General features: G+C 37.6%; 12 protein-coding genes. 4 read left to right on the plus strand and 8 right to left on the minus strand.

What is annotated here, in order from left to right; all coding sequences use genetic code 11:
* Positions 1-298 precede the first annotated feature (298 nt).
* Positions 299-430, plus strand: a complete 132-nt coding sequence (locus tag ACFX4L_RS25400; RefSeq protein WP_483878231.1) for a hypothetical protein — start codon at positions 299-301, stop codon at positions 428-430.
* 168 nt (positions 431-598) lie between these two features.
* On the opposite strand, the gene ACFX4L_RS07510 is transcribed toward ACFX4L_RS25400, so the two are convergent.
* The 3 genes from ACFX4L_RS07510 to ACFX4L_RS07520 all read right to left on the minus strand — a co-directional run bounded on the left by ACFX4L_RS07510 (position 599) and on the right by ACFX4L_RS07520 (position 3,143).
* Positions 599-2,035: a hypothetical protein gene (locus ACFX4L_RS07510; RefSeq protein WP_377404553.1), complete on the minus strand. Its 1,437-nt coding sequence runs from the start codon at positions 2,033-2,035 to the stop codon at positions 599-601.
* A 186-nt stretch (positions 2,036-2,221) separates the two neighbouring features.
* Positions 2,222-2,386 carry a hypothetical protein gene (locus tag ACFX4L_RS07515; protein WP_377385447.1) on the minus strand — a complete coding sequence of 55 codons (165 nt, stop codon included), beginning with the start codon at positions 2,384-2,386 and terminating at the stop codon, positions 2,222-2,224.
* A gap of 301 nt (positions 2,387-2,687) precedes the next feature.
* Entirely contained in the window at positions 2,688-3,143 is a 456-nt protein-coding gene (locus tag ACFX4L_RS07520) for an SRPBCC family protein (RefSeq protein ID WP_377404556.1), read from the minus strand.
* Positions 3,144-3,347: 204 nt separating this feature from the next.
* Here ACFX4L_RS07520 and ACFX4L_RS07525 point away from each other — a divergent pair, with 204 nt between their 5' ends.
* Positions 3,348-4,610: an ATP-binding protein gene (locus ACFX4L_RS07525; protein WP_377404559.1), complete on the plus strand. Its 1,263-nt coding sequence runs from the start codon at positions 3,348-3,350 to the stop codon at positions 4,608-4,610.
* A 159-nt stretch (positions 4,611-4,769) separates the two neighbouring features.
* On the opposite strand, the gene sspL is transcribed toward ACFX4L_RS07525, so the two are convergent.
* Positions 4,770-4,901, minus strand: coding sequence for a small, acid-soluble spore protein L (gene sspL / locus ACFX4L_RS07530; protein ID WP_061464729.1), 132 nt, complete (start codon positions 4,899-4,901; stop codon positions 4,770-4,772).
* A 198-nt stretch (positions 4,902-5,099) separates the two neighbouring features.
* Here sspL and ACFX4L_RS07535 point away from each other — a divergent pair, with 198 nt between their 5' ends.
* Entirely contained in the window at positions 5,100-5,447 is a 348-nt protein-coding gene (locus ACFX4L_RS07535; RefSeq protein WP_377404562.1) for a DUF3951 domain-containing protein, read from the plus strand.
* Here the strand turns inward: ACFX4L_RS07535 and ACFX4L_RS07540 are convergent.
* Together ACFX4L_RS07540 and ACFX4L_RS07545 are read right to left on the minus strand one after the other, a co-directional pair.
* Entirely contained in the window at positions 5,419-6,336 is a 918-nt protein-coding gene (locus ACFX4L_RS07540; protein WP_377385461.1) for a response regulator, read from the minus strand. The two genes, ACFX4L_RS07535 and ACFX4L_RS07540, sit on opposite strands and share 29 nt — an antisense overlap.
* The gene (locus ACFX4L_RS07545; protein WP_377404565.1) at positions 6,333-7,604 is read right to left on the minus strand and encodes a sensor histidine kinase; all 1,272 of its coding nucleotides are present in this window, start codon (positions 7,602-7,604) and stop codon (positions 6,333-6,335) included. The genes ACFX4L_RS07540 and ACFX4L_RS07545 overlap by 4 nt, the downstream gene beginning before the upstream one ends.
* A 200-nt stretch (positions 7,605-7,804) precedes the next feature.
* Here ACFX4L_RS07545 and ACFX4L_RS07550 point away from each other — a divergent pair, with 200 nt between their 5' ends.
* The gene (locus ACFX4L_RS07550; protein ID WP_377404568.1) at positions 7,805-9,076 is read left to right on the plus strand and encodes a cation:dicarboxylate symporter family transporter; all 1,272 of its coding nucleotides are present in this window, start codon (positions 7,805-7,807) and stop codon (positions 9,074-9,076) included.
* Between the two features lie 1,037 nt (positions 9,077-10,113).
* Here the strand turns inward: ACFX4L_RS07550 and ACFX4L_RS07555 are convergent.
* Both ACFX4L_RS07555 and helD read right to left on the minus strand, forming a co-directional pair.
* Complete coding sequence (locus tag ACFX4L_RS07555) at positions 10,114-10,329, minus strand: hypothetical protein (protein WP_377404571.1); 216 nt, start codon at positions 10,327-10,329, stop codon at positions 10,114-10,116.
* 79 nt (positions 10,330-10,408) lie between these two features.
* On the minus strand, positions 10,409-12,745 hold the full coding sequence (gene helD / locus ACFX4L_RS07560; RefSeq protein WP_377404574.1) for an RNA polymerase recycling motor HelD: 2,337 nt from the start codon (positions 12,743-12,745) through the stop codon (positions 10,409-10,411).
* Between the last annotated feature and the right edge of the window lie 395 nt (positions 12,746-13,140).

Consider the following 13,140-nt stretch of genomic DNA (forward strand, 5'->3'; position numbering starts at 1 on the left):
TCTTTAATTCTACCCACTTTTGAGCTACTAATATACTTCTTGAAATCAGCATCAGCCGTCACTTCACTCCACATATCTGACATAATTGATGCTTGAGAAAGAACTGTCAGACTAGACGGACCACGAAGTAATATAAGCTTTAGTGCAGGTTCTAGTTTTTATTTAGAAGGAAATATCAAAATATACTTGTGGTTACGATAATGCTAACTAAACATACTTCATTTAAAAAGAACAAATTTAAAATGATTGCTATAGCGTAAAATAAAGCCCACCATCGATTTTTCGTTTTTATCCTTTTGTGGAAGATATGTATTCCGATGTTGGCCGTCCAAGTATTGACCCTGTAACCCTATTAAAATTACTTTTATTATTAAGACTACCCTCTAAACAAAAAACACTACCAATTAAAATGGCAGTGTCGTTTTCTTGATAACTTTATCGGTCCAATATACCAGGTAATGTCTGAGAAATATTTGTCAGTTGGTCGACAACATCAAATACTGCTTTCGTCATAAATATTTGAACCACTATTAAAATGCTCAGTAATATTAAAAGAATTATTTTAAAAGTTGTATTCATGGAAACCTATTACCTCTCTTTAGTATGTGGCCTTTGAATAATCATAACTTACATTCGATTTAGTAGTTAGTGTTATATAATTATCAAATTTACCTACAACAGTTAATCCAGCTCTAGCATATGTTCCTGTTGAAGCCCAACCAGCAGCAGGGTTAAATGTTTTTCCACTTATATTTCTATTTAAATCCGTTGCTCCATCATTTAACTGCCATCTAGCATAATCATATGCCAAACTAGATCGATCATCAATTTTTAGATTTTCACCAAAATTCATGGAAATCCCTACTGAAAATGGATATCCTAGTGACAATGAAATTGAAGACGTCCCTCTGTCTCCCATAGGACCCCAATCGTCTAATTGATCTGAAGCCGCTGGTATATCTATATCTGTATAAATAGATCTAGCCCATATTCCTTTATAACTTGTGACTTGAGTTACAGGTTTTAAAGTGAAATAATCATATTTTTTACTCTTTTCGCTATTTTGCTTGTACAAGTGCCAATCTGTATCCATTCTAGCAACCAAAAGTCCAAGACGATATCCTTTTTCCACCAAACTATATTTGTTTTTAACTCTTACACTTTCTGCTTTTACTTTATTATTAGTAATAAAAGTAAAAGAATCAGTTGTATTTTGTTCTTGATTAATTTCATTTTCAGTATCAATAATCTCTGATTGAGTATTTATAACCTCTTGTAACACCATTTCATTTGTGTTTGGAATTGAATTACCATTTTCATCAAAATTATTAATAGAAACATCTACAAACTGAAGTTCTTGACTTTTGTCTATTGTATATCCTATAACATGACTTGTAAATTCAGAATCAGCAGCATCAAGAGAACCTTTTTCATTCACTTCATCGTCTGAATGTTCAGAATCATTAGATACATCCGCACTTTCGTCAACGAATTCCTTACCATTTTCAATTGCTTTTTCATTCAATTCTTCTTCGCTCAAACCAAATTCTAACTGTCCATCATTTTCTTTAACGGTAAGTTTATCTAAATCTAAGATTTCTTTATATTCCTCTGCTTGAACATCACCGTAAAGAAATACTCTTTTACCATCTTCTAATTCAGCTTTCAAAAAATCTTTATATGATTTATTTCCTTCTACAACAGCGGCATCAGCAGCAATAGAATTTGATTTCTCAAGATCTTGATTATTTTCGGGGGAAACAACACTAACGTTCAATTCATTATTATCAACTTTATCTTGGATATCTTCAAACTCCGGATCACTATTTTCTTCAACAACAGTATTCACGGTTTCTTCTGTGCTTGTTTCATCATCAGCAATAATAACTATATTCTTTTCTTCCGATGAATCATTCGTGGTTTCTTTCATTTCATTAGCTTTGGCAAAAAAATTAACAGAATAACTACTAAAGAATAAAAGCAAAGACAAAATTACAACAAAACTACCTCTTAATATTTTTTTTGTTTTACTCAAAATAAACCCTCCCTATTCTAATCAAATATTAACATATAAATTATGTATAAAGTTACATAAATTGTATTTATTGTATATTTGGACATTAATGAAACGGCTCGGAGGAATTTGCTTAGGATTGGTGTGCTAACAACTAAGCCTAATTGATCTATAAGTCCATCAAACACTAATTCATGTATGGTTCTCTTAAAAGGTGTCAGCACCTTCAAGTTCCTCGAGTAAATCCATAGGCAAATCATCCATATTTTCATTTACATCATTACTTAAATTTGTCTCTGCCAATACAGCATTTAAATTAAACATACTCAATAAAACACATAAACTCCCTACCCTCATCAACTGCTTTTTCATTTTCTTCTCCCCATTTTTAATTTTTATTCCTATAATGGCATAATAGCCAAAAATTCAAATTAATCGATCCCAAAATTGAACTCAGGATTTTCATATTCGGAATATTTCTCCTTAAAAATAGTAGAGGGGTTAAAAAGAGGTGAACCCATTACACCTCTCATGTGATACCTTTTTCCCCACAAAAAAAACTGGCACCAGAGGTGCCAAGGTTTGAAAGATTAATACACTAATAAAAAGAATCCATCTTGAAAAAATTGTTCAAGTGGATTCTTATGCACAGATTTTAAGTAAACTTAAATCATTACCTACCCGTTTCTGCTTCCGCTACATTCTTGACCCGTTCTAAAAATTCCACTACCACTTTATCGGTGGCAAATAATAAAAGTAATTTCAAAAACCACTTTATCGGGCGGCTGGTGACTGTATATGTAAAGGAAGTCTTATTATCATTGATTTTATTTAGTTCATAAAAAGCTGTAATTTCAAACATTTTAGCAAGTGTAAAGCCTACTTTTAGCTTTTTTTCATTAGTTGCATTCAAATATTCTAATGTTTCTATATCATACTCTTCTGTACGTTTTCCTTCTCGATATTTTTGGCGATATACGCTTCCAACCACTTCTTCCGTTATTTTAACGGGCTTGTGTTCAACTACTTGAGGCATGATTTTTTGCATATTTTCTACAGAACCATCAAGAAACTTCCAAACCTGTTCAATTGGAGCGTCAATTTCTGTTTCTCTTGTCCATCTTTTCAATGAAAATCACCTCTACCTATATTATATTTCCTTTATTATGTAAAACAAAATTTACAATTGATAAATCGGTAAATACCTAGAGGCGCTTTAAACAACTTTTTTTGAATTTAAATGTCCTTCTGTAAATAAATCACTTTATTAAAAGCTCCTTTTTAGTGTTATTCTTGTATAATAGACCAAACTGTTAATTTTCGGGAGAATCCAATGAATTTTATTAATCAAAACATATTAGATAATCTCTTTTATATTTTAGTAAGTATTTTGATTTATTATACTTTATTAGATCATGTCAAAAAGTTAAGTCAGTACCCCAAGACCCTTATCACTGCATGCATGAGCATTCCTATTATATTATGTATGAAGTTTCCTATTTATATAGATGAATACTGTATCCATGATCTCCGGCAAATTCCTTTTATAATAGGGACACTTTATGGTGGTTGGCCTGTAGGGGCTGCCCTGTTAGTCATAATATTAACTCTTAGGTTTACTTTTTATGGTTTCAATTCCCTTACGTTAATTGTTTATATGGTTATATTTATTATAACGGCTCTATTTTCTTCAAAATTCAATACTTTTAATAGAAAAAATAAGCTAAATAGCTCCATACTATTAATTTTGTTTCTAGGAATACTTACCAGCCTTATTTCACTCATTATGTCTGACTATTTTCAAATAACGGAGGCGTATGTATTTTACTTTATTATCCTCCCTCCTTTCATTATCGGTTTGGCTGTGTATATCATGGAAATTTTAAAAGATGCGATTTTAATCCGAACACAAATGATAAGGCTTGAAAAAATGGAGGTAGTCAGTCAGCTTGCTGCAAGTATTTCACATGAAGTTAGAAATCCTTTAACAGTTGTGAAAGGATTTGTTCAACTGCTAAAGGCTCCTGATCTAACTCAAGAAGTAAAAGAGCAATATATACAGCATGTTGTTAGAGAGCTTAATAGTGCAGAATCCATTATTTGTGAATACTTAGCATTTGCAAAACCTGCAATCGAAAAAGTGGATAATATTTCAATTAACCGTGAAATAGGATATGTAATTGAAATGATAAAACCATTGGCTAGCATGAATTTAATTACTATATCTGAACAGTTGACTCCAGGCATTACCCGGGGGAATATTCAGCATTTCAAGCAATGCTTCCTAAACCTAATTAAAAATGGTATAGAAGCAATGCCAAACGGCGGGGAACTTAGTATTGTTTCCTATGTAAATAATTTCGACATCATTATCGAAATAAGTGACAATGGAATAGGAATGAACAAGGAACAAATAAATCGTTTTGGCGAACCTTATTACAGTTCCAAAGAAAAAGGAACAGGGTTAGGATCAATGGTAGCTGTTAAGACCATCCAAACAATGAATGGAACACTTCATATAACTAGCCTTTTGAATAAGGGAACAACGATTTCAGTAACACTTCCCGTTTATCATGAAGAGTATTCTGCAAAATAAATGAAGAATCACGCCTCATAAGCCTAAATAACCAATATTCAATGTAGGATATTTTTATAATTCTATGCAAATTGAGCCTTCTTATAGAATATAAAAGCCCCTCTCGTCTAAGAGAAGGGCATTCTTTATGAATTATGACCATATTTTTGCCCAATGCGCTTATTTTGTATTGGACTTTTTTGCCTTGTTTTCAAGCTCGCTTTTTGGCTCAGTGGAGAATTCCACATCTTTTCCATGTCCCTGCGGGTTAACACTTGGTGCGATTCGACCTCTTCCTGTCTTTTTGCTCATTTGCTTCACCTCCAAGTATATTATGTCCGAACTGTTCTAAATTAAAAACGAGTCCTTCTTTGTAATCCGTAATTCCACTGCTCCTTATCTGTACATGCAATAAAAGATATAGAGTAAAATTGGCCCTTTATCATATGTTATAATATGGTAATTACACTTATCTTATTTACTGCATAGATAAGTTCTGGAGGGGCTTGTATGGTTTCGTATCTATTTACTATTATTGTAGTTGGCAGTATCGGATTGATTGGCTACAGGATGATTTTCAAAAAGAAAACGCCTTCTAGCATGTATACACCTTACGATGACATGATTATGGGGAAAAAAGATGATGTTAAAAGAAACTACCATGAACAGATACAAAACACTATATCGAATATGAAGAAAAAAGCGATAAAGACAAAACCATTTGAACGGATTTGTCTTTATCCTACAATTAATTGTTTTGTAAATTTTCAATCTATTCGGCTTGTGTTTTTGGTTTCAGTCACGTTTTCGTTGTTTAATTTAGGGTTTATTATTTTACCATCTGTCTCGCTTCCATAAACAACACCTGGATAAACTTTTTCAGGTTATTGCGGCTCTGGTTGCTTACTTTTTTGCTTTTGTCTTCTAGCTCCAGCATTTTCTTGCGGACTTCCGAGAAATCAAAAAATGTGGAAGAATAGGCTTCGAATTTTGGATTCAGATAATCCGTCAATCCTAATGATGCGATATGGATGAGCGCCTGGTGAAGAGCGCGGCGGACACGCTGCTCAGAGGCTTTCATTTCTTTCTGGATTTCGGCCTCTCCAGCTTGATCTCCCAGCTTTTCAACAGCGATTCCTGCAAAAATTTCCTTTAAATATGGAAACGTGTAGGCAGAACCGAGTCTTTGCTTTTCATTTTGGAGGAATCGTAAAATGTTTAGTAAATCTTCGCTTCCCACTTCCCCAATCATACCTAAATCGGAAATTAAGGAACGTCCGGCTTCCATTATATTTTTTGTATGTGAGGGGGACACGAACGTTGACTTCGGGGCTGTAAATAAGTTCAACGATTGTTGAATGCCCTGGATCGATTGATCCACCAGTACCCGCTTGTTTACTTTTTTTAATATGTATGAAATTTCAACTTGGTTCAGCGGTTTTGTAATGTAGTATTCCGCCCCTAATTTATACGCCTCTCCAATCAGGTCCTTCGCCTCCACTTGCGAAATCATCACAAACTTTCCTTGAAATCCATCAGCAAGAGCCCTGATCGTTTCAATTCCGTCCCTTATTGGCATGAGCAAATCAATTAGGACAACGTCTGCTTTTTTTAAAAACAACAAGCTATTATTCACTAACGATCCGTCTTCTGCTTCACCCACCACTTTTCCTAAGTCTTCGTCTTCAATCATCTCTGTCAGCATTTCTCGAATGGCAGGATCGTCATCTATAATGAAATAATTCATCTCGTTAACCCTTTCTCTATAATCGCATTAATCGGAAGTTCCACGATGAATACGGTTTCTTTATAGTTATCCATAAGCCTGATATGTCCTCCAAATTTTTCAACAGTTTGTTTCACATATGATAAACCGATACCCGTCGAAGGGTTTCCCGCCGCATCAAATTTCTTTGTAAACCCTGCCGTAAAAATGACTTCCTTCTGCCTCGGTGCAATGCCGGGTCCATTGTCACTGATGCAAAACTCCACGGATTGATCTTTCCTTTTCACATGCAGCGATACGTATCCCTCTTCTTTAATGGCTTCCACTGCATTGGCCAACAAATTATTTATTAATGATAATACCATAAATACATGGTAGGGAGGATGGTCCCCATCTATATGCAAGGAAAATGAAATATCTTTGTGAAGGGACTCTGCATATCGTCTATTGGACACGACCATTATGTTACAAAGCTGTTCGATATTCATATATTCCTGCAGGTTTTCGGTAGACATGAGTTCCGATAACCCCGCATAAATCCGCTGGTTATCTTTTTTGATTTCATGCACAAGACCGGCAATCTGCAGCGCCGTTTGCGCATCGGGGCCGCTCGTCTCATCTGATTTTAACCGACGATAAAAATCATAACATGTGCGGGTGATTTCTTCTGCATCTTGCATCGTTTTCTTCAGTTGAACCGTTTCTTCATACAAACTTGAAATGAAAAGCAGCATTTGTTCCTTTTGCATGCGCTGCTCTTTTTCTGCGAATTTTGCTTCTCTCAGCTTTAATATATTAAAAAAACCGAGAACGAAAAAGCTTCGAATGAAGGCGATTAACACGAGTTGGTCAATATCTAGCGATGGTGTGTCCTGATTGGCCAAGAAGGAACGGATCGCCAATTCCGATACACCTGCAGAAAGCTCGATCAATACCCCTAAAAGCCCGATCATAAACGGCTGGTCGTGCCGTTCGTTCAATTTCGTCCTATGAAAGGCGAACGCGAAGATGAAGTAATAGAAAAAGGCGGGAAAATGAAGATACATCGCTTCCTCAACAGATATGTCCCGTATTCCAACTGCCAGTGAAAAACGAAAAACAAACACACTCATCCCCGTTAAAATGCCTGCAATATTCGGGTTGATTCCCCTCCCCCACAGCAAAAACAAGAAAAAGACGGGGGTTCCCAAACTGACTCTGTATGTATCGTCGAATGGATAAAACTTGAATTCACCCGCAAGAGGCACTGCAATCATAATCAATAGTAATATCCTTATTCTCTCTTTCAATATGGTCCCTCCCCAGTCACTTTATAAAAACATAACACATGAAATGGTAAAAAAGAGAGATGGGTTTTGACTGAAATTTTTATTTTTTCTATCACTTGTAAGTATCAGTAGGTTCCAGTAGTTTTCAGTAGGTTGATTATAAACTTAGAATAATCTAAATATTGAAAGCGTTAACAAACAATTGCATAGGGGGAATTTAAATGAAAAAGTTTGGCTTAGCTACACAAATTTTTGTAGCACTTGTACTTGGTATCGGTGTCGGTGCTTTATTCCATGGTAATGAAACAGCCATGGCCATCATGCAACCGATTGGCGATATTTTTATTCATTTAATTAAAATGATTGTCATCCCGATCGTCATGGCTGCATTAGTAGTCTCAATAGCGGGAGTGGGCGATATAAAAAAACTAGGAAAGTTAGGTGGGAAGACTCTTCTTTATTTTGAGATTGTCACCACAATTGCCATTGTTATTGGAATATTGGCGGCAAACCTGTTCCACCCGGGGTCTGGTTTAGATACAAGCAAGCTTGAAAAAGGTGATATTTCAAAATATGAAGAAACAACAAAGACGGCTGGAAGCGATGGCTTTGGGGAAACAATTTCTCATATTGTTCCTCAAAATGTATTTGAATCAATGGCTCAAGCGGATTTATTACCGATCATCTTCTTTTCTGTTTTATTCGGCTTAGGTGTGGCTGCGATAGGAGAAAAAGGAAAGCCTATTCTTGGATTCTTTGAAGGTGTGTTAGAAGTCATGTTTTGGGTGACGAATCTAGTCATGAAATTTGCCCCCTTTGGTGTATTTGCACTGATTGGTGTAACCGTTGCTAAATTTGGTATTGCAACATTGGTCCCTTTAGGGAACTTAGTAGTTGCTGTTTATGTGACGATGGTCTTCTTTGTGTTCGTCGTTCTTGGAATAATTGCGAAAATGTCCGGGACAAGCATTTTTGTTATCCTGAAAGTGTTAAAGGATGAACTGATATTGGCATTTACAACAGCAAGCTCAGAGTCGGTATTGCCAAGGCTTATGGACAAAATGGAGAGTTTTGGCTGCCCGAAATCCATTACTTCATTTGTTATTCCAACAGGCTATACATTTAATTTGGACGGCTCTTCGATTTATCAAGCACTTGCTTCGCTTTTCGTGGCACAAATGTATGGGATTGATCTGTCTATTACACAACAGATTACATTGTTACTAGTATTGATGTTAACGTCCAAAGGAATAGCTGGCGTTCCGGGTGCGTCATTTGTTGTTATTTTAACGACACTCGGTTCTATGGGACTGCCGGTGGAAGGTGTTGCGTTCATTGCCGGTATCGATCGAATTTTGGATATGGGAAGATCAGCGGTTAATGTCGTGGGGAACTCATTGGCGGCGATTGTCATATCGAAGGCGGAAGGTGAATTTGACCAGGAAAAAGCAAACCATTACGTTGATTCAATTAAACAATCAGACGTAGCATAAATTACATTTTAAAAGGAAAATCAGTGCGTGAACTATGCCTGCAATAAGATGTGTTAACAGAGGAAGAGCTTGATCTTATTTTAAATCCTTACTAGATGACAAACCCAGGTTTTTCTGGGGCTGAGCTGTTTGATAGATCGTAATTTCCGATTTTGATGGCAGATATGGTTGATGAATAACAGGAGTCTGGGAAATTGATATAAAAACCTCCTTTATATAGAGGGCTTCTAAATTTTAAACAATAGTGATTGGAACATAAGGTGCGAGACTCCTGCGGGAAAAGCGCGTCTAGGGGAGACCCCACAGGCGCAAAGTCGCCGAGGAGGCTCCCCGGACCGCCCGCGGAAAGCGAGTGCCCGGAGTGGAAAGAACATTCTAATTTTACAAACCCTCAAAAAAACTAAGTCTACAGTCTGAAGCCCGCCTTTATAGAAAGGGCTTCTAAATTTTAAACAATAGTGATTGGAACATAAGGTGCGAGACTCCTGCGGGGAAAGCGCGTCTAGGGGAGACTCCACAGGCGCAAAGGCGCCGAGGAGGCTCCCCGGACCGCCCACGGAAAGCGAGTGCCTAAAGTGGAAAGAACGTTCTAATTTTATAAACCCTCAAAAAAACTAAAATCGATTGTCGAGTTTGTCTACAGTCTGAAGCCCTCCTTTATAGAGAGGGCTTCTAAATTTTAAACAATAGTGATTCGAACGGGTGTGCGAGACTCCTGCGGGAAAAGCGCGTCTAGGGGAGACCCCACAGGCGCAAAGTCGCCGAGGAGGCTCCCGGACCGCCCGCGGAAAGCGAGTGCCTGGAGTGGAAAGAACGTTCTAATTTTACAAACCCTCAAAAAACTAAAATCGATTATCGAGTTTGTCTACAGTCTGAAGAGCCCGTCCTTTATACCAGGAACTTATCAAGATCACGAAAAAAACCTGCATAGAACTAAATTCTACACAGGTTTCAAAAAAGCTGCTGTCCATATTGTATAACCATAAACCAATAATCCTATAAATGTAATTCCCAAATACCCTACTAAGTTGGAGAATCTACTTTAAAGCGCGAGTGTAATTTATTGTGTCTTTGTTCTGAGGAATGTCGCTATTTTCTTTCCGGGAAGGCTGCACCGCTCTTCCTGTATTTCCACTATAGCCTTCTTCCATGGGCCCTGGATAATGATAATGACCATCATTAACTGTTTGAGTTGTTGATTCACCAGTCGCCTGGCTTCCTCCCGTTTCCGCCTGTTCTTTCTCGTTATTCAATTCATCTCCTCCTTTTCTAAAGATTCTTTTATAGTATTTGATAAAAGAATAATAAAATTAAAGGAGAAAAAAGGAAGCGCTAATTTGTCAGAAGTAAATGCTTCGTTGCATCGTTGAGCAAGAAAGGACTGGGTTCGCCAACAGTATAGATCTGTAAGTCATGCATAGCCCTAGTGCATGCGGTGTAGAATAATCTTCGTAAGCTCTCATCACCATATGTTTGCACAGATGCATCATAAATGATGACAGCATCGAATTCGATGCCTTTGGCCAAATAAGCCGGGATAACAACAACACCCTGTTCATATTCATTTGTGCCTCTCTGTACGAGTTTAATTTCACCGATGATACTAAGGGCATCATATGCCGCGGCACTTTCGGCAGCAGATTTACATATTATTGCGATTGTATTATAATCACGACTTTGAAAGTCTTTGACTTTAGACACGATTTTGTGGTGCAATTCATCACGGTTAGGCACTTGAGTTAGTACAGGCTTCTCGCCTTCACGATCGAATGCCTTAATTCGATGGCCTTCAGGAACTAGTTCACGTGTAAATTCTATAATCTGCTTTGTGGATCTGTAGCTTTGATCCAAGGTTATACTCTCGGTTTCTCCTATTCCGTATAAACTGGCAAGAGTCTGGAAATCTACCCGTTCGCTGGCATGAGCGAATATTGCCTGGTTAAAGTCACCGAGCACCGTCACCCTTGCCGAAGGAAACAACCGTTTCAAAAACTCGAATTGAAATGGAGAATAATCTTGTGCTTCGTCTACAAGCACGTATTTTATAGCGGTATTCGTCTGAAATCCTAGAATTAGCTCCTTCAGCAGCAAAAATGGAGTCGCGTCTTCGTAATGCAGTTTACCTTCGTCCAGCATTTTTTGCGTTGATAAACATATTTCCCTTTCGGCAGGTGTTTTACCCTCATTCCACAGTTCGATCCGTATTTGTTCGTCAAAAAGTTGCTTGTAGATTCCCTTAATATTGATAAAATGTAGTGCTTTTACCCGTTTGCGTAACGACTTCAATTTCTTACGAACAATCATACGCTCGAGCATTTTTTGCTCTTTCTCATAATCGTCAAAGGAATCTTCAGTTTCGCCGCGTTTTTTCTGTAAGTGGGTGTATACCTTTTGATAGTCTTCTTTGCTAAGATACTCGATTTCCTCCTGAACCCAAGGCTTTTTCAACTCAGACTTTTCCGTTTCATCAAGTAACTCACATAACCACTCTTTCAACTTTTCAATCCTATTGTGAAAACGCAATGTGGTGTCTGTGTTATAAAATCTTTCTAAGATTTGTTTGGCGGAGACGAGTGTTTCCCCTCGGAACTTTAACCCTCTAAAGATCATTCCAGATAGTTCTAATGATTGTCTGTATGCTTTGATTATCTCAAAGAAGCGAATGGATGCCTTAAATTGGATGCTCGCTGTCCTGGTGCTATAGGAAGGATCATCCGCTGCAGTCAACAAAAATTCTAATTGCTCATAAGGATCCTCAACTTGAAACGAGTCAGTCAGATGATGATCCAAGTATTCCTGGAATGTTACCTGCTGCATATTCTCTTCGCCAAGTTCGGGCAACACATTTGATACGTAGTTATTAAACATTGAGTTAGGGGAGAATAGAATGATTTGGTCGGCTTTTAGCCATTCCCGATTCTTGTAGAGCAAGTAAGCGATCCGTTGGAGGGCAGCTGATGTCTTGCCGCTGCCAGCGGCACCTTGAACAATGAGCAGACGTCCGCGATCGTTCCGGATGATCCTATTTTGCTCCCGTTGAATGGTAGCAACAATACTGTGCATATGCTTATCTGTTCCCTTGCCAAGCACCTGCTGCAGGATCTCATCTCCAATGGTGAGACTCGTATCGAACATTGATTCGATAACGCCTCCCTTGATCATGTATTGCCACTTGTTCTCCAACATCCCAGAAATCATGCCTCCGGGAGTAGAGTATTGTACGGGGCCGGGAGGATAGTCATAATAAACACTCGAAATCGGAGCCCTCCAATCGTAGACAATGAAGTTTTCTCCTGTTGTATCAGTAAGAGTGGAGGTCCCGATATAAATATGTTCCGTAAGTTCGGACCCTTCTTCAGTGATATCGATCCGACCGAAATAAGGAACTTCCTGCATGCGGCGCAGTGTAGACAACCTCTTGTAGGAATATCTATGTGCGCCCTCGCTTTGTGACAAGTCTTGAGCCTGTTGCCTTAAGCCAATGATGGTCTCGAGGTAATCATCGAAAGTATCGATATTAACCTTGAGATCATCCCAAAAGTGTTTACGGATATTAACAACTTCTTTTCTGCGCCGGGAAGTTTCTCCTTCTATTTTGCTGATTTGTTTCGTAATTGTTTTTATCACCCCGTCCAAACGTTTTTGCTCCTGCCGAATTTCATCGTTCATATCAGACACTCCTTCAAAAAATAAAAATAGGGGTTGACTAGAGGTGAGCTTTACCTTATACTTATAGTAAGGGATAAACTGTTTTGATGTATTTACAAATGTGTTTCTATACTAATTTATCACAATTTCTGAATTATATCAATGTATATTCCATAACAGTTTCCATAATGAATCGGCGTTTTAAAGTCAGTAACCAGTTGAGCAAGTAGCTTGACTGGTTATTTTTATGACTATTTACATTTTTAAAGCCTAAATGCTTCGCTAGTCCTGTTTGTATGAAAGCTGCAACACTCACATCAACGGTTTGATTCGTAATAACGATGATTAATCATATCCACATGAACTCCATTCGGTTTTAAAATTTCTGCCCCAAATGGCCAAATTAATCACAATGC

It is taken from the genome of Peribacillus sp. YIM B13482 (assembly GCF_042787975.1).
In the GTDB taxonomy this organism is placed as follows: Bacteria; Bacillota; Bacilli; order Bacillales; family DSM-1321; genus Peribacillus; species Peribacillus simplex_A.